The organism is Rhodopseudomonas sp. BR0G17 (genome assembly GCF_010907025.1).
Lineage (GTDB): Bacteria > Pseudomonadota > Alphaproteobacteria > Rhizobiales > Xanthobacteraceae > Rhodopseudomonas > Rhodopseudomonas palustris_H.
In genome coordinates, this window is the sequence record NZ_QUML01000008.1 from 135,666 (window position 1) to 152,066 (window position 16,401).

21 protein-coding genes are annotated in these 16,401 nt (G+C 65.8%); all 21 read right to left on the bottom strand.

What is annotated here, in order from left to right; translation table 11 throughout:
- Position 1: 1 nt before the first annotated feature.
- Positions 2-2,290, bottom strand: coding sequence for a phage tail tape measure protein (locus DY467_RS08935; RefSeq protein ID WP_164635391.1), 2,289 nt, complete (start codon positions 2,288-2,290; stop codon positions 2-4).
- Positions 2,287-2,445 (bottom strand): hypothetical protein, encoded by a 159-nt coding sequence (locus DY467_RS26190; RefSeq protein WP_205502190.1) that lies wholly within the window; start codon positions 2,443-2,445, stop codon positions 2,287-2,289. Before DY467_RS26190 ends, DY467_RS08935 begins: the two co-directional genes overlap by 4 nt.
- Positions 2,446-2,447: 2 nt before the next feature.
- Complete coding sequence (locus DY467_RS08940; protein WP_164635393.1) at positions 2,448-2,906, bottom strand: phage tail assembly protein; 459 nt, start codon at positions 2,904-2,906, stop codon at positions 2,448-2,450.
- 49 nt (positions 2,907-2,955) lie between these two features.
- Positions 2,956-3,477 (bottom strand): phage major tail tube protein, encoded by a 522-nt coding sequence (locus DY467_RS08945; RefSeq protein WP_164635395.1) that lies wholly within the window; start codon positions 3,475-3,477, stop codon positions 2,956-2,958.
- An 11-nt stretch (positions 3,478-3,488) separates the two neighbouring features.
- Positions 3,489-4,946: a phage tail sheath protein gene (locus DY467_RS08950; RefSeq protein WP_164635397.1), complete on the bottom strand. Its 1,458-nt coding sequence runs from the start codon at positions 4,944-4,946 to the stop codon at positions 3,489-3,491.
- Positions 4,947-5,237: 291 nt separating this feature from the next.
- Positions 5,238-5,924, bottom strand: coding sequence for a DUF4376 domain-containing protein (locus DY467_RS08955; RefSeq protein ID WP_164635399.1), 687 nt, complete (start codon positions 5,922-5,924; stop codon positions 5,238-5,240).
- Between the two features lie 8 nt (positions 5,925-5,932).
- Positions 5,933-6,967 carry a phage tail protein gene (locus DY467_RS08960; RefSeq protein WP_164635401.1) on the bottom strand — a complete coding sequence of 345 codons (1,035 nt, stop codon included), beginning with the start codon at positions 6,965-6,967 and terminating at the stop codon, positions 5,933-5,935.
- 11 nt (positions 6,968-6,978) lie between these two features.
- Positions 6,979-8,241: a hypothetical protein gene (locus DY467_RS08965; RefSeq protein ID WP_164635403.1), complete on the bottom strand. Its 1,263-nt coding sequence runs from the start codon at positions 8,239-8,241 to the stop codon at positions 6,979-6,981.
- 10 nt (positions 8,242-8,251) lie between these two features.
- Positions 8,252-10,198 (bottom strand): DUF4815 domain-containing protein, encoded by a 1,947-nt coding sequence (locus DY467_RS08970; RefSeq protein ID WP_164635405.1) that lies wholly within the window; start codon positions 10,196-10,198, stop codon positions 8,252-8,254.
- A gap of 9 nt (positions 10,199-10,207) precedes the next feature.
- Positions 10,208-10,906 (bottom strand): BW3TFN family phage tail fiber component, encoded by a 699-nt coding sequence (locus tag DY467_RS08975; RefSeq protein WP_164635407.1) that lies wholly within the window; start codon positions 10,904-10,906, stop codon positions 10,208-10,210.
- Positions 10,907-11,791, bottom strand: coding sequence for a phage tail protein (locus DY467_RS08980; RefSeq protein ID WP_164635410.1), 885 nt, complete (start codon positions 11,789-11,791; stop codon positions 10,907-10,909).
- Positions 11,791-12,675 carry a baseplate J/gp47 family protein gene (locus tag DY467_RS08985; protein WP_164635412.1) on the bottom strand — a complete coding sequence of 295 codons (885 nt, stop codon included), beginning with the start codon at positions 12,673-12,675 and terminating at the stop codon, positions 11,791-11,793. Before DY467_RS08985 ends, DY467_RS08980 begins: the two co-directional genes overlap by 1 nt.
- Positions 12,672-13,085, bottom strand: coding sequence for a GPW/gp25 family protein (locus DY467_RS08990; protein WP_164635414.1), 414 nt, complete (start codon positions 13,083-13,085; stop codon positions 12,672-12,674). Before DY467_RS08990 ends, DY467_RS08985 begins: the two co-directional genes overlap by 4 nt.
- Before the next feature lie 3 nt (positions 13,086-13,088).
- Entirely contained in the window at positions 13,089-13,346 is a 258-nt protein-coding gene (locus tag DY467_RS08995) for a hypothetical protein (protein WP_164635416.1), read from the bottom strand.
- A 2-nt stretch (positions 13,347-13,348) separates the two neighbouring features.
- A complete protein-coding gene (locus DY467_RS09000) occupies positions 13,349-13,969 on the bottom strand; it encodes a hypothetical protein (protein WP_164635418.1) in 621 nt (206 codons plus the stop codon).
- The gene (locus DY467_RS09005; protein WP_164635420.1) at positions 13,966-14,553 is read right to left on the bottom strand and encodes a hypothetical protein; all 588 of its coding nucleotides are present in this window, start codon (positions 14,551-14,553) and stop codon (positions 13,966-13,968) included. The genes DY467_RS09000 and DY467_RS09005 overlap by 4 nt, the downstream gene beginning before the upstream one ends.
- Positions 14,550-15,044 carry a phage virion morphogenesis protein gene (locus DY467_RS09010; RefSeq protein ID WP_164635422.1) on the bottom strand — a complete coding sequence of 165 codons (495 nt, stop codon included), beginning with the start codon at positions 15,042-15,044 and terminating at the stop codon, positions 14,550-14,552. Before DY467_RS09010 ends, DY467_RS09005 begins: the two co-directional genes overlap by 4 nt.
- Positions 15,044-15,517: a phage protein Gp36 family protein gene (locus tag DY467_RS09015; protein WP_164635424.1), complete on the bottom strand. Its 474-nt coding sequence runs from the start codon at positions 15,515-15,517 to the stop codon at positions 15,044-15,046. Before DY467_RS09015 ends, DY467_RS09010 begins: the two co-directional genes overlap by 1 nt.
- A gap of 3 nt (positions 15,518-15,520) precedes the next feature.
- Positions 15,521-15,748 carry an Acb2/Tad1 domain-containing protein gene (locus tag DY467_RS09020; protein WP_164635426.1) on the bottom strand — a complete coding sequence of 76 codons (228 nt, stop codon included), beginning with the start codon at positions 15,746-15,748 and terminating at the stop codon, positions 15,521-15,523.
- Positions 15,748-16,038 (bottom strand): hypothetical protein, encoded by a 291-nt coding sequence (locus DY467_RS09025; RefSeq protein WP_164635428.1) that lies wholly within the window; start codon positions 16,036-16,038, stop codon positions 15,748-15,750. Before DY467_RS09025 ends, DY467_RS09020 begins: the two co-directional genes overlap by 1 nt.
- Positions 16,039-16,140: 102 nt before the next feature.
- Entirely contained in the window at positions 16,141-16,398 is a 258-nt protein-coding gene (locus DY467_RS09030; RefSeq protein ID WP_164635430.1) for a hypothetical protein, read from the bottom strand.
- Between the last annotated feature and the right edge of the window lie 3 nt (positions 16,399-16,401).

Genomic DNA, 16,401 nt, shown 5'->3' on the forward strand with positions numbered 1-16,401 from the left:
ATCACACCGTGTCGAACAGGGACGAGGAACTATTGCCGAGCTTGGCCAGCTCGCGGGCGATCTCCGAGCCAATCTGGCGGCCGTTCTTGCCGGCGCCGTTGACCGTGACGGCGACGTTGAACGAGCCACCGAGCCCCGCGCGCTTGCCACTCGGCGCTGCCGGCGCCGGGGCCGGCGATGCGCCACCGCTGCCGGCGCCTGCGCCGCCGGACGAACCTCCGCCAGCTGCGCCGCCAAACCGAGGCGTGATCTGCGGCGACACCGAGAAATTCCAGATCGCCCGAACTTGCTCGGCGGCCGACCGCGACGCCTCGACCGCCTTACTGCCTCCGGTCGTGACCGCTTGCGTGATCCGGCGCATCGTCGTCTCGGCCTGATCGGCTGCCGCCGGTGGAACGGGCGTGTAGTTGCGCGCGGTCGGCCGCGGCAACGGCAGCGGAACGCCGGAACGATGGCTACCCGGCACCGGCGTATAGTTCGGCACCTCCGGTAAAGGCGTCATCGGGCCTCGCGCAGGCCGCATCGCGCGCTGCTCGGCCTCGTATTTGGCCTTCGCGCGCTTGTAGTCCTCCATCTGGTTGCGGCCCGAGAAGTCCGAAAGCTTCGGCGCTCTGGCTCGCAACGCTTCACGCGTCGCCCGGGCGTGCTCGTAGCTCTGCATGCGGCCGGGAAAGCGAGACTTCGGACCAGCCGGCTCGTCGGCGCGCGGCAGCTCCGGTCCTGGCTTCTTCCCATCCGCGCCAGGCCCTTTGCCGATCCACCTCTCGAACATCGACAGCAGTGATTCCGAGGCGGCATTGAACCCCTTGGAAGCGCCAGTCGCACGGTCGATCTGGTTGGCGACCTCGGAGGCCGCCGCCTTGATCCGCTCCCAATGGTTGGCGGTGGTGGAGAGCTGAATGTCGAGGTTCGACTGGAGCGAACCCTGCCAGTTCTTCGGATCGTGGACGAAGGCGGCCTGTTTCCTGATCTCAGCGATGGCCTGCGCGGCGCGCGCTGTCTCATCCTGCCAGCCCTGGCCGAAGATCTTCGACAGCACGTCGATCTTCTTGGTCTGTTCGAGCTTGTTGATCGCCTCGAACACGCGAAGGATGGTGCCGAGGGCATCTTTCTTCATGCCCTGCGCGAGGGCCTTGGTGTCGAAGCCCAGCTTCTTCCAGGCCTCCTTCACCTTGTCGCCCTTGGAGTCCGCGCCGGCCAGATCGAACGCAAACGCATTAAACCAGCGCGAGGCAACTTCCTCCTGCATGCCGGTCGACCGGATCGCCGTCAGGATCGCAAGCGTGTCGTCGTACTGCACGCCGGCCGCCTTCGCTGCAGCGCCCGAGCGGTGGAACATCTCGACGATGTCTCGCTCCTTAGCGGCTGAGTTGTCGCCGAGCGCATTGATCTTGTTGGCGAGCTGGTCGATCTCGTCGAGCGTCATGCCGGTGCCGGCCTTGATCTCGGCGATCCGCTGCGCGGTCTCTCGCGCTGTCGTGTCCCAGCCGACCGATGCTCTCGTCGTGAGCTCGACGAATTTGACCAAATCCGCCTTGTCGATGCCCGACGCGCCCGCCTCAGCCGACTGTTCGAACACCTCGGCAATCGATAGGCCGTACTTGCGCGCGACGGCTCTCAGCTTGACTTGGATTTCGGCCAACTCGCTGGCGCTCGCGTTGACCTTTTTTCGAACCTCCGCCCACGCCTTGTCCTGGTCGACGACGGTGCGCACGCTGTTAGCTGCAGTCCGGTAGGCCAGATATCCGGCGCCGACGACGCCGAGCATGCGAGCGCCTCCGGCGACCAGTGCGCCCGACATGCCGCCGCCGCTCGCGGTCGGCCGCTTCAGCCCGCCGCCGGAGCCATCCCCGCCGACACCATGCCCCTCTGTCCGCACACGGCGCAGGCTGCGCGCGAGGCTCTCGGCCGCGGTGTTGGCGCGCCGCAGCGATGCGACCAGGCGCTCGGCACGGGTGCCGTCGAGCTGCCGCAGCGCATTGACCACTTGTCTCAGTGCGCGCTCGCTGCCGAGCGCCTCGGTCTTGCTCTTGCCGAGACCACGCGCCAATCGATCGGCTTTTGCAGGATCGAGCTTCTTGGCGCCGGCCGCGGTCTTTTCCAGCGCAGCGCCGGCTGCGGTCGCCTCGGTCTTGGTTTTGGCGATGTCGCGGGCGAGCTTGTCGGCCTTGGCGCCGTCGAGCTTTTTCGCCGCAGCGCCGACGCCTTCCAGCTCGCGCTTGGCTTCCTTGGCCGGGCCGCCGAGCTGATTGATCAGCCGGAGCCGGAGAGCGACGTCGAGGTTGCTCATCGGTCGCCCCTCAGCACGCCCCAGGTCTGGCTGTCGATGTCATTGGCTTCACACCACCACAACAGGACTTCATCCCAGGTCATCGCCATCACGGCGGGCAGCGGCGTCGACAGCACCGAGGCGACACGCGCGGCAAAGCCGCGCCAGTCCCGCATGCCTACGGCAAGTCGAACGCCTCGCTGATTGTACGGGGCAAAAAATCCTTGCCCTCCGCGATGATCCGATCTCCGTCGTCGCAGTCCATTCCGCGGAGCACCGGCGCAGGAAGCCCCGTCATTTCGGAGAACACCTCGTAGAGATCATCGTGCCGCCGATCGGTCACGAGATTGTCGACCTGCATCATGGTCAGGCGCCTCACCGTGACTTCGGAGACCTCAAGACCATCGAAGGTGAACGGGTGCGCCAGCGTGACGGACTTGGTGCGATCGGCCCGAAAGCCGAGCACCGCCACCAGCGGATGCTTCGCCTTCAAGGCTGCTTCCACGCTCGAAACCTCGGCCGAAGCACCGCCGGCCTCGGCTCCAGCTTTGCGCATTGCGTCGGGCGAGCCCGGCGGCGGCACCACAGGCTTCAACGAGGGCGCCCCCTCGATCGGGGGCGGCAGTTCATCGCGCATTGAACGCTCCTTTGAAGGGTCTTGAAAACCGATCTACGGCGGTCGCGAGCTAGCCCGAAATCCGCAGGATGCGGTTGTCGGTGGCCGATCCGATGTTGCTGCCGTAGCCCTGCCAGTAGTTGGTGCCGAAGTTGAACCGGGCGAGGATGCCGTAACCTTCGATCACGTCTTCGTAGTCGGTGATCGACTTGATCTTGTAGCCGTAGCCGTGCACGCCACGACCCTTCATCTCGTCGGGATCGGCTTCCTGGAAGAGGCCGCGCATGCTGATCGTGCGCTCGCGCTTGACGCCCGTCAGCTCGTCCTGGATCAGCTCGTAGATGGTGTAGAGCTTGCGCTCTCCCAGCGACATGCCGAACTGGCCGAGCACCGAAGGTGGCACACCCTTCAGGTTGAACTGCAGCTCCAGCGGCTCGATCGCGCCGATCGGCACGTCCAGCTCCATGATGCCTCCACCCGGCAGATGCGCCTCGGTTTTCACCTTCGGCTGCGGCAGCTTGTAGGAGGCGAGCGACAGCCAAAGGTTGATGCCCTCGGCGTACATGTTTCCGGCTTTGCGGACGAATTCCATGGGGCAGCTCCTTAGGCGGCGATCGGGGTGAGATTGCCCAGCGCCTGCTGAATGTCGGCTGCCAGCACGTCGAACGCCGGGAGATAGGACCGCATACCGATCTGGATGTCGGAGATGGGCGGAGTGTTCTCGTGCGGCAGCTCGATCCGCAGAATGCCCTGGCGCATGTTGGCATTCGGATTGAGGGCGCGATCGAAGTAGCGCGTGTAGCCGACCACCACTCCGAGGGCCACCATCTCTTCGAGGAAGTACTCGATCGTTTTGACGATCATCAGCGCGTTGTGGGCGGTGAAATTCTCGCCGCGCCATTTTCGCAAGACAGCCGGCAGCGCCGCGCGGATCGCGTTCTCGGTCCGCACCTTGTTGATGAAGCGCCAGTTGCCGTCGTTCGACAGGGTCTCCGAGCCGTACAGCTCTTTGCCTTCGATGAAGGTGTTGACGCCGTTGGTGACCAGAAAATTCGCTTCGTGGTCCACCTCGCCGTCATAGTAGGAGACCGGCCGCGCCGTGCCGACGATCGCCGAAGAGGTCTGGTTTTCCGGCGACCAGTAAGGGCCGCCGCGCTCCCGGTCGCGCTTGGCGAACAGCGCCGCCACAGTCGTCGATGCCGGCCGGGTCAGGATGGTGTCGTCGGTGCCGTCCAGCACCGCGAACCGGCGGAGCGCCGGGTCGATCGCGTAGAGATAGCGACCGTTATCGCGCCGCAGCCGCTCGGCCCACAGGGCCGCCTCGGTCCGGCTCAGGTTGGGACCGTCGATCACAGCGATGCCGAGCACCTTCTTGGCGACCGCCGAGAGGCCGAGCGCTACCGGATTGGCCACCGGCCCGACCGACACGGTACCCTCGGCACCGGTGCCGTCTCCGGTAATCGTCATCGTGCAGGTGTTCGGGATGCCGAAACCGGCATCGTCGATGACGACACTGACCTTTCCGCCCGCGATCACGCAGTGCCCCTTAGGCACAACCACCGCGCCGGGCGCGGAGAAAGTGACCTCAGCGGTGGTGTAGTCCTGCCCCTGGTCGGTCATGGTGGCGACGGTCGCGCCGATCGGCGACTCGTTGCAGAAGCCGGGCGCGATGATGATGCCGGGACGGACGGCTGTCTGCGCCCGCGCGTCCAGCAAACCCCAGAGGCCGGTGCGGTCGGACGGGTCACCGATGATGGCGCCGAGTTGCTCGTTGCGCGTCGTCTTCTTCTCGACGCGCCGAATGATCATGCTGGCGTTGATCCCCTCGGCCAGGATGTCGTCGATCGCCATCGACAGTTCACCGGCATCGCCCAGCGTCGCGATCTTGTCGGCCTCATCGCCGAACAGATGCACATTGGTGTTGAGCGGGAAGATCGACGGATTAGCATCGGCCGCCGGGGCCACGATGGCGATCGTCGAAAAATCAGGCACCTGAACGGTGCGTGCCTCCTCGGGCGCGTCGATGAAGCGGACGCCGTGGTTTTTCGTCAGCGCAGCCATTTGAGCTAGAGCCTCTTGACCTGATCGTCGATCAGGCGGACCCTAGTGACGCACGCTGCATCTTGGGCCGCTGACAAGTGACAGCGGCTTTGTGTATGAGGCAGCCATGGCCGGAACGACAACGCCGCGAGAGCGCGCGGCTCGATCGCTCTGCCGCAGAGCCGGCAACCCAGAGAACACTCGGTTCGAGGGGCGGCCGATGTGGCGCAGCTATCTAGACGATGTCGACGCCGTGCTGCGGGCGGCGCTTCCGGCCGACGAATGGGAGCGCATCAGAGCGCTCGACAAAGACTAAGCCAGCCCGGCGAAAGCAGCATCAACCTCTGCAGCGGTGGTGATGCTCCCGGCCGCGATCTCATCCTTGATTGCGCGAGCGCCAAAGATCAACGCGCTCTTGCGGGATGCGGCGGCCCGAGCGAAGGCAACCGTCGTCTGGGCGTCCATCGGCACTACCGAATTATCGAGCGCGATCCATCCGAATTCCTGATCCGGCAAATCCGGATTCCAGCGCAGGTCGCCGACCTGGGCGCCGTCGATGATGGCCATCAGCGCGAGCGTCGCGGCGCCCTGAATGTTCTCACGATCGGTCGGGCGGGTCTGGTACTCGACCCCGAGGAAGGTGAACCCGCCATCGATCAGTTCGTCGCGCTTCGTCATAACGTAAACGATCAATTCCGGAGCGGTCGGATCCGGCGCCGGCGGCTCATCAGCAACCAGCCCCTTTGCGGCCGGATCACCGAGAAATTCGATCACGACAGGCGCGCCGTGCGCCGAGAACCACGTCTCGCCTCGGTGGTCGGGGACGATCGTCCATTCGCCGTCGAAAACGACAGCGGTACGCTCCGGCAGCGCTGTCGGCGGCTCGGCCGACGTCGCGCATGCCGGGATGATCCATTCCACCCCAGGGAACGGGCTCGGGTCCGCAACGCCTTCCCCAGTGAGTTCGCCTGTCTTCTGGTCGTAGTGCCAAATCCGCATGACGATCCTCAATACCTAATGCAAGCGAGCTTAGTGATGTTGCGCGGGCGGGTCTCGGAACCGCCTGCGCTTGCCGTGTAAATGCCAGATAGGTTGTAAGCCGAACCCGTTGAGCTTCGGTTCGACCCGCCCGCTTGGTTGATCTCAGTTCCGACTTGCTGCTGGTGTTGATGGCTTTTGAAGTCATCCGCTTGCCAGCCCCCGAGAGACCGCCCTGCATCCACACCACGCCCGTCATCGAGTGCGCGAACAAACTCGCCGCGACTGTCCGGGATGCGAAACGTCGTCGCGAGATCTCCGGACGAGAACGCTCCGCTATTGCCGGAAGCCCATTGCGCCTCCGTAACGACGCGCCCCGAAGCCTGGGCGTAGGCCCAAAGCGCTGGCGCCGCAGAACGAAGGATCAGCGCCCCGTTCTCCTTGAGGAAGCCGCTCGGCGCTACGGTGCCGTTGACCCAGATCGTCGTTCCGACTGGCACTGTACCGTCCACCGCCGGCAGCCGGCCGGATGCGTCGAGCTGGACGACATTGTTCGCGCCGGTGCCCGCAGCGAGGAGCGCCGCCGTGCCGAGTCCGAGGAAGGCCCGCATCGCGGTCTCGTCGGCCGATGCAAGCAGCGCCCGGCCTTTCGCGGTCACGGTCATCAGCGCCAGCGCACCGGCCGCTGTGAAGTATGCCGCTTTGTCTGCGGCCCCCGTAAGGCCCGCCATGGCCGTCAGATTGCCGACGCTGGCAAGATCTGACAGCGCCGTCAGATTGGCGCTCGCCGCCTGCTTGCCGGCGATGGCGCTGGTCAGCGTCGTCGCAAGGTTCGGATCATTGCCCAGCGCTGCGGCGATCTCGGCCAGTGTGTCGAGCGTTGCCGGCGCCGCACCGATCAGGGCCCCGATCGCAGCCTCGACGGCCGGGTCTATTGCGGCGAGCGCGGCGGCGATGTCAGCATCGATCATGCTGATCGCAGTCCGAAGACGCAAAGCGTCCTCGGCCGCGCTGTTGTCGGGGTGCGGCAGCGGCAGCCCCCGGTTGCTCGTTACGTCGGTCATTTACCCCCCGATCAGGTAACAGGCGTCACGACCGCACGAAGATTGCGGACGAACGGCCGCGCGGACGGGCCGCCGGCGAGCTCAAGCTTGACGCGCGTCTCGGCGATGTTGAGCGGCGACAGGACGTATTCGTTCTCGACCCATCCATCGCCCAGCGGCGTCGCGTTGCTGATCGTCATCGCCGACCACACCGGCGCTCCGCTGGCGACGCCGGTCTGCGCCTTGACGCTGAGCGTCGCCGCGCCGGGCAGATAGACGTCCGCGATGACGACGATTCGCGCGTCAGTGCCGGCGCTGAAGGCGCGCGACACGTAGTCGCCGGGGGATTTCAGCTCGCCGGCGACGATCTGCATCACCGGCGCCAGGAGCGGCGACAGCTTCGCGGTCCCGGACAGCTTGATCCGCGGCGTCACATTGCCGGTGATCGAGGCCGGCAGCTCCACGCCGCTATTCGCGCCGGTCCGATAGACGAAGCCATCGGGGCCGACCAGCTCCAGCTCGATCGTCGTGCCTTCCGGCTGATCAGACAGCAGCAGCGGCAGCAGATCGGTTGCGTTGGTCACCGGCACCGCCGGCAGCGCGACCGTCTTGGCGGTCGGCGCATACTTGGCGCCGCGCATCCGGAAGCACAGCGACCGCGCAGGGTGCTCCTGCCACGATCGCGCATCGACCGACGACAGCAGCGTCCCGCCCATGAAAGCGTGCTGGGTGATCCAGCCGCCGACCTGATCGAAGCCGCCAAGGTCCGCCACGGCCACAGCGTGGTTCGGGTCGTCGGTCATCAGGACGATCGCGTAGGCCTGATTTGCCGCCAGGGTGACAGGGCGTGCGAAGTTGAACTTCGTCCATTGCGCCTCGGTGCGCGCCCCGGAAAGCGGATCGACGATCGCGACGCCGTGCATGTCGACGGACGCCTCGGCAACGACCTCGGCCGTCGGGATGCCGAGCTCGACGCGCCGGATTTGCAGCACTGACCGATGCGCCGGGTTGCCGACCGCAGTGAACTTGACATCCACGCCGACCACCTGCCGCGCCTCGTTCAAGATGAACGTTTGCGCCAGGGGATCGAAGTTGACCCAAATGTACTGCAGGTTCGAGACGGTCAGCCGCTCTTTCTGCAGGAAGGTTCGCCAGCCGTAGGCGGTGTATTGCGAGAAGCCGCGGCTGCCGCCGGAGCCGAAATACTCGACCCGGCGGACGCCCGTCGGCACGCCGTCGGGGATCATGAACGAGCCGGTCAGGTGCCCGTTCACGTTCGCTTGCAGATTTGCCATTGGTCAGTCCTCAGACGTGCGGGGTGACGTCGATCCCGTCAAACGTCACTTTGGTCAGATACTCGTTCGGGCCGAAGCCATCGATCGTGAACGCGATCGACCGCGGGCGGATCGTCTCGATCTCCTCGGTCCGCGACGACAGAACGCGCTCCTCGACGGTCGTCCATCGCGAGCTAATCCAGTTGCCCCAGCCGAAGATGCGGGTCGTCGCCGCGGTCGTCCACGTCTCGACCGTCTCCGACCACAGGTCGATCCCCGGGGCGATCGGGACCTGCAACATCGGAACGTCGAAGGCCTGGTACGGGTTGATCTTCATCGACCCGGTGATGCGGCCCTGCTCGATCACCACCTCGTCGGTGTAGTCGAGCCACATGTCGGCAACCGGCACGACGTTGATCGTCGCATCAACCGGCAGCATCAGCATTCCGCCGACGATCGCGCCGGCCTGCTCGATGCCCTGGTCGCGCATGTCGTCGTCGAGGAAGGGATCGACGAAGACGCCGCGCTTCGCGGTCGGCTCGCGGCTGGAAACGTCCCGCTGCAAGCGCTCCTCGGAGACCAGCGCGTAGAGATCGCCGACCATCTTCTCAAGATCACGGATGTCGGAGAACGGCATCCGCACGGTGCCGACCTGCTTGACGATCGGGGTGTGCCCCCAAACGTTCGTCACGTCGGCAAGCTTGAGGACTTCCGACGCAATCCGCAGCGGCTGCGGCGAATACAGCGACGGGATGCCCTTCCGATACGAGATCACGCCGTCGCGATCGACCACGATAGCGTCGATCCGCGACAGCTTCATCGTATAGGTGACATAGGCCACCGTGCCGTCAGCCGCGCCGGTGATCTGGAACGTGTTCTCGGTGACGTTCGAGGGCGCGACAGTGTCGATGTACCGATACTTGACGGTGTACGTCGATCCCGGCGCGGGCTCCCCGCCGGCCGGCGACCAGTCGACGGCTGATCCCGACAGGATGTAGCTCGTCGTGGCCGCATAGGTGGTCGCGCCCTGCTTGACCTCGACGATCCGGATCGCGGTCGCATCCGGCAGCGCATCGACCGCGCCCGAATACGCGCCGTGCGTCAGCGTCACGGTCTTCTCGCGCTCGACCATGATCTCGCCGATCGCGGCGATCGGGCCAAACCGAACGGTGATCGTCTGCGTGCCGCTGCCGACCGCGTGCGGCTCGTTCTCGATCGTGTGGAGATCCGGTTCCTCCACGACTTGCAGGCGGTACGCCGCGGTGCGGGTGTTCTTGTGGCCGTAGACGTTGACCACGCCCTCGCCGACGGAGAACTGCTGCTTGCCGCTGATCGCATCGAGCCCAATCGCGCGGACCTGATAGCCCTCGACGATGTAATGGGCGTGAGCGTCGCGATCGTAGCGCCGCAGCAGTTCGAGCCATGCGTCGTTGATCGGCTCGGGCGGATCGGTAACGAGGACGCCGTCAACGATCGTGTAGATCGGGAAGAAATCGCCTTCCTCGCCGTCGCCGTCCCAGCCCCATTTCGCCGACATGACCAGCGCCGACGCGCCGGGCTCGCCTTCCGCGCGGGTGGCTGGCGCCAGGCCCTGCAAGGTCGCGTCGTCCGGATAGCTGACGGTGAAGGTCCGCAGGCGGATGCCGACGACCACCGTCCCCACGGCGGGGATCAGCAGCGTCCGCGCCGCGACGTCGTGCACAGCGCCGCGGATGTAGACCGAAGCGGCCTCAAGCCGCACTTCGACGTGACCATCCGCCGGCGTGCCCAGGACGATCGCGCCGCCGGCGACGAGCGAGCCGTCCTTCAAGATCACGTTGGCGATGCGCCGAAGGCGTTCGCGTTCGATGTCTTGCAGCACGTTCAGTTCGTGCGAGCCGAGGAAGCGATCGTAATGGAACGCGAGCGCCTGCACACCCTTCGTCGCATCGAAGGGGTTGATGTAGGCCGTGAGGTTGTTTCGCGGATCGGTGCTCATTGCCTGCCCTTACAAAGCGATGACGAAAGAAAAGCCCTGCCGCGTCACCGGATCGCGGATCAGAGGCTTCCGGCGATGGGCGATCAGCTGCAGCCCGGGTGATTGGATCTCCGCCGGCAGAAGATGCGGCTGCGCGGTCGGGATGCCAGCCTTGCGCACGGTGTCGACGAAGACACCGACCTCGCGGATGACCTGATCAGCCGCCTCGGCGAAATCGAACAGCACCGAGAGGTACAGGAACCGCGTCGGCGTGGCCGACGCCGTCCAGTAGTTGCCGTCCGATGTGCTCAGCGGGCCGTCGGGATCGGGCACGACGGTTATAACGGTGCTCGCGACCCGCCGGCCGACTTCATCGATCAGCGCGGTCAGGCTCGACGCCGGATCGGGCCGCCCGTACTTGCCGGCGATCTTCACCGTCGCGCCGCTGGGGATGGCGCCGGTGATCACTCGCGTGATCCGCCCCGAGGCGGCATCCCACACGAAATCGTCGTTCTCGACGAAGGGCTCGCCGCCGGCCGCCGGCGAGACGACGACCTCCGCCACCGGCGCGTGCGGCAGCACGATCGCTTGCGGCGTCCCCGCGAAAGCTGCGGTGATGTCGATATCCGCGTTCCACCACGTCTCACCCCGCCCCCAGGCAAAGTGAATGTCGCGGGATTTGAGCGCTACGGCCAAGGCCGCTTTACCGCTCGTGACCATCGTAGCCATTTAGTCGGCTCCCCCATAAACGAAGTAATCGAGTTGTGACCACGGCACGCCCGGCCACGCCGATCGCGGCCAAGGCGCCGCCCCGGCGGCAGTGACTTGTGTTGACGTGTCGGCGATGAACCCAGGCTCGACAGTCGCGAACGACAGGTCGAGGACTTCGTCGTCCAGGCGCGAGCGGTCCAGAACGAACCCGCCATCGAAGCGGCAGAGGATGGCCGTATCCGTGAAGGCCGACGCAATCGGGTCGGCGATCGCAGCGTCGATCAGGCAGCCGTCGAAGCGGCCGAAGGACAGCCGCGGCGATCCGATCTCGGGCAGCACAACGCCCGACCAGTTGTCGAGCATCGCGTCGTCAAGCCGGCCGCCGTCCAAGCGCAGCGCGCGGACGTCGTAGCCGCCGTAAATGCGGCCGCAGACCGTCCCGGCGTTGCGCGACAGATCATCGGCGCCGATCAGCCGCTTGACGACCGGAAGCGTCTCGGGCGCCTCGGCGAGCGCGATCTGGTACAGCCACCATTTGACGTCCTCGATCCGCTCCTCCTCGATCGGCCCGGCGCCGCCGCAGCCGTCGGGGACGTCGAGGCCAACAAGTCCCAGCCAGTCGAGGACGAAGCCCTCAGTCGCCGCCGGCGTGCCGCGGACACGCTGCCAGGAGCGACCTTCAAGAATCGTCTTCAGCAAGTCGCCGACATAGGGGGCGATGCGGTCCAGTCCGTGGTGGATCACCAGCCACGGCAGCCAATCATCCGGAAAGTCGACAGTCCCGATTTCGCCCAAGCGCGGCACTTGGTCGGACAGCGGCGCGCGCGCATCGAGCACCTCCGCCATTGCGCGAAGAAAGGGCGATGCGTTCGAAGGCAGGGCCGTTGCGACGGTGTCCGTCATCACCAGCCTCGCCCCACCTGGAGGATCTCACACTCACCCAGCGGCGCGATCTCGTGAGGCGCGACAATGATGTCCGCGGCCGGCTCCTCGAGCTCGACAGATTTGACGCCCGGCGGGGACAGCTGAGCGATGATCCATGATCGGGTGATGTCGCGGCCGAGCCGCACATGCTTGGCGTAGGTCTCGGCAAAGCCATCGCGTAACGTCTCGAACACCGGATCAATCGCATCATCGTCCAGCGTCACGCGCGCCTTGACCGTCAGCAGCTTTGGCACCGCTGGAGACACTGTCACGCGGATGCAGCGCGGCCGAACAGAGCGCGCAGTCAGTACCGCGCGCACCTTTGCGAGCAGCGCTTCGTCGGGAACGCCGTTGCCGAGCTTCGAGCGCACCGCGACATCAACCCATCCTCCGCCTTCAGCCACGTTGACCTCGGCAACATCGGGTGCGGCAGCTTGCGCGTGCCAAAGGTACCAGTCGTCCGGCCCTGCTGCGGAGGAACCTCGGCGGCGCGTGATCACGCGCGCTTCCAACTCAGGATCCAGTTCGTCTTGACGACGCTGCAGATCGACCTCCGCAGCATGCAATTCGAGGTCTTTTCCGCGCGCGAAAGATACGAGCCGTACAACGCGGGCTGCATCGTTGAGTTCTGCAGTGAACAGGGTGTCGGCGAACGCCGCTGCTTCGAGAAGGATTGAAGACGGGTCGGTTTCCAGCAGCAGCACGTCGATCGGCGGCAGGTCGGGATACTTCGCCCGAAGCAACTCCCACAGCTCGCCGAACTGAGCCCGCCGATCGGCGAGACGCGTCTCGAAATCCAACTCGCGTACGACGACAGGGAGCGGCAGGCGATACTTTGCGAGTTCGAGCGGCGACGCACTCATGACACCGCTCCCGATCCCCGCGCCAGCACCGTCACCGGCACCCGCAGATCAGCGTCTTCCACCACGGAGTAATCACCGAGGTGACCGTAGGGATAGAACACGTAGGCAATGATGAACGCGATTGCGCCGTTGCGGCCATCGACCAACTCGGGCTGGATCGTCATGAAACGCACCGCCGGCTCCTGTTCATGCACGGCCGTGACGATCTCGGCGTAGGCACGAAGCACGTTCACGGCGGTGAGGTTCTCTCCGCGCAGCGCTCGGAGATCAGAGCCGAAATCGAGGCGCATCACGCGGGTCAGCTTGCGTGTGGCAAGGATGCAAAACACGCTCTGCTCGGCGTGCGCCCGGCCGCGGAGAATGCGGCCCGTGCGCGCGTCGATGCCGGTCCTGGTGGTGCGCTCCGCCATGGATCAGCGACGGCCCTTCTTGGCGGCCGGCGGTTCGGTCGTTTCGGACTGATCCGGATTGTCGATCGCGGCGAGCCGCTGCTCAACCTCGGGATCGCTTTTCGAAGCCGCCGGTTCGGCCTCGATCAGCTCCAGGCCGCCCCAGCCGACTTCGGACTGATACTCGCGATCCGTCAGCGCGACAGTCTCGCCGGGCTTGCGCATGCGCCCGCCGATCGGCCGCGCTGCGGTGATGCGATAGCTCTTCGTTTCGTCTGCCATGGTCACCCTGCCTTTGCTTTGACCCACTTCGCCGGACCGTCTTCGGTCGAGGACTTCGGCGTCGCCTTCTGGTCCTTTTCTTCGACGCCGAGGTGCCAGAACTTCGAGCCCTTCGAGACGAGGAAGCCATCTCCGCCCTCGATCACAAAGTTCACGGCGTCCGCCTTCAGCTCGATCTCGTTGCTGCCGACCTTCATGCAGATCCGGCCGTCCTCGATCGTGAGCTTGGCGTTGCCGCGTTCGAGCACGAGATCCTCATCGCCCTTCGGCGCAGGATGATCGTCGTCGAACGGAGCACGTGTCGCCCAGGACCCGGTGCCGATCACTCCGGAGGGTGACAGCAGCGTGAAGCGCTCCCCCTCCGCCGGTTTGACCTTGATCTTGATGGCGCCGGCCGCGACCGGCTGAACAGCGACCCAGGGCGATTCCACCGGCTTGTCGTCAGCGTCGCGGCCGAGTTCGAGCCGCACCTGCCAGTCGTCGCCTTGCTTGCGGACGCCGCCCTTGATCACCTTGCCGTGCATCAGCACGCGCGCGACGCGCTGGTCGACCTCGACGATCTGCTTTTCGAGGCCGCGGAGATAACGGCGGAACTGGGCGACGTCCGGATCAATGGTGGTCATACCGGCGCCCCATCGCTGTCGTCGACCGGCTCGCCGTTGGAGTCGGAGATCTGCGGCTCGCTGATCTCCGGCCGGTCGAGCGGGCTGGCGCCGAGGGTGTAGAGCTCCTGTGCCCAGGTGACGACGTAGTAGGCTGCGCCCTTGGCGTACGTCTGGCTCGTGAACAGCGGCCGGGCCTCGACCTTCTGTGGCGAGCTGATCCCGCACTGGAGGCCCCAACGGTGTCCGTCGATATCGCCGAGGATCTGCAGCACGCCTAGTGACAGCGCGTACGCAACCTGCTGCCGGGGGACCGCCTTGGTGCCCACCACTGTCTCTGCCGTGATGACATACACGGCGGGCTCGACGTCGAGGTTCCAGGAACCGTCGAGATCCCCCTCGAACTTCCAACGTACGGCAGCGACCGCCAGCATTGGCGGATTGAAGATGTCCTTTTCGATGATGTCTGAGACGTCGATGCGGCCGGGATGCTGCCGCACCGTCACATCTGGAAAAAGCACCTTTAAACGCGCTTCGACGGCGTTGAGAAAGATCACCAGGGCGGCACGCTCCAGCCGCTGCGCGATGGTGGCGGGTTCGATCATTGGCCACCTCCGAGCTTGCCCTCGACGAACTTGATGGCAAGCCGGTCAATCTTCGCTTCGTCCTCGGCCGAGATGCCGACGAACGGCCTCGCCGGGATGGTGACGCTTTTCTTGCTGACGTGCCGGCCACCGACCACGAACGACAGAAACTTCGCGTTCTTGGCGTTGATCACCGCGCCATTCTGGTGAACGTGCGCGAACTCCCAGGACGCACCGACTTCGGTCTCGGTCGCCGACGCCGTCCAGGCGATCGAGCCCAGCAGATGCTGACCGCTCTGCATCAGGGTCGAGGTGCCGGCGAGGTTCGGTGCCCACGGCGTGCCGTCCGGCGCGGTCTTGGTCGAGAGGATTCGCTCGCGTGTCGAGAATTCCAGCCGCGCGCCGATGTCGGACATCAGCGGCTCGGTGTCGACGTTGTCGAGCCCGCCCAGCCGCGCCAGCGCCGAGGTCAGATCGGTGATGTCGACTTCGATCAGGACGCCCGCGGCCATCACCACCCCCGCAGCCGGTCGCGGGTCAACACCCGCTCATTGGCGACGACGATGGCCTCGTTCGGCGAGACGCTGCCGGGCGGCTGGCCGCCGGCAGAGCCGGTGCCGCCGCCGCCGGGCCCGTCGAAGGTGAGCGCAGCCGTGCCTTTGCCGATCGCATTGAGCCGCGCGATGGCGACGTCGTAGCGTTCCTTGACGCGCTCGCTGGAGCGACCGAACGACAGCGCCACCCGATAGAGCGCGATGTCGATGGTGTAGATGCGCAGGATGCCGCGGCTGTCGTCGTCGATCCGCTCCAGCTCGTCGCGGGTGTAGCGCGCCGCCAGGATCGCCCGCACTTCGGCGGTCGCGTCGGTCAGCGACGCTTCGATCCGGCTGTCGTCCCGCTCGCGCGTGGTCTCATCCGCCGCGAGCACAGTCGCCTCGGCGGGATAGCGCGCCAGAACGTCAGCAAGGGCGGCGAAGGTGGTCATCGGCTAGGTCGTAATGTGCTTGACGGCCCACATCACCGCCTCTTCGATCTTGGTCTTGGCGATCGACAGTTCGCGGCTCTGCCCGAGCCGATCGAGGTAGGCGATCAGCTCGGCGCCGTCGTCCTTCACCTTCAACATCGCGGCCTTTTCGCTGTCGTCCAGGACGCGGTACTGATGACGCACCGTGTTGTTGGCGGTGCGGGCGTCGCTCTCGGAATTGACGGTGTTCATTACTGCGCCTCCGATTGGTTGGTCCGCATCGGCATCAGCACGGCGCCGACGCTGTGCAGCTCGGCGCGGGTGACCGGCTTGCGAGCAGCCGCCAGCTCACGGACCTGTTCCAGCAGGCCATCGGCGAAACCGATCGCGAAGCTGGCGATGTCGACGTAGGCCTTGGGGCCTTTCATGGCGGACATGGTCTCCAGCGCGTAGCGGATGCTATTGCCGTCGGCGCACGCGCCCTTGCCGCACTGGTAGAGGGACTCGTTGAACTCGAACTCTGCCGGGCCGCCCATCTGCATCACCGCTGTTGATTGAGGGGTGTTGCCGGGGGCGCTTACGCCCCCGGCGAGGCGGACGGTGTCCGCGGGATGGTGCGCGCGTGACGGCCTGCGCGCACGAACTCAGTCGAGCCAGGGGCCCTCGACGGCGCCGACAGCGAAGAGCTGGGCGTGTTGCGCACGAGTGACGGCGATATCTTCACCGGCACTCACCAGATCGCCGTCGTGCAGAACATTGCGGGTGACAACGTGAACCTGCAGCTCGCTCTTCGCCGCTCGCGCTGCTGCCTTGTCAGCCTTGGCTTCAGCTTCAGTCTTGCGGGTTGGTTCCGCCTTGCCCTTGACCTTGTCGGCCTTCGCCTGGTCGGCTTCGTTCGCCATGCC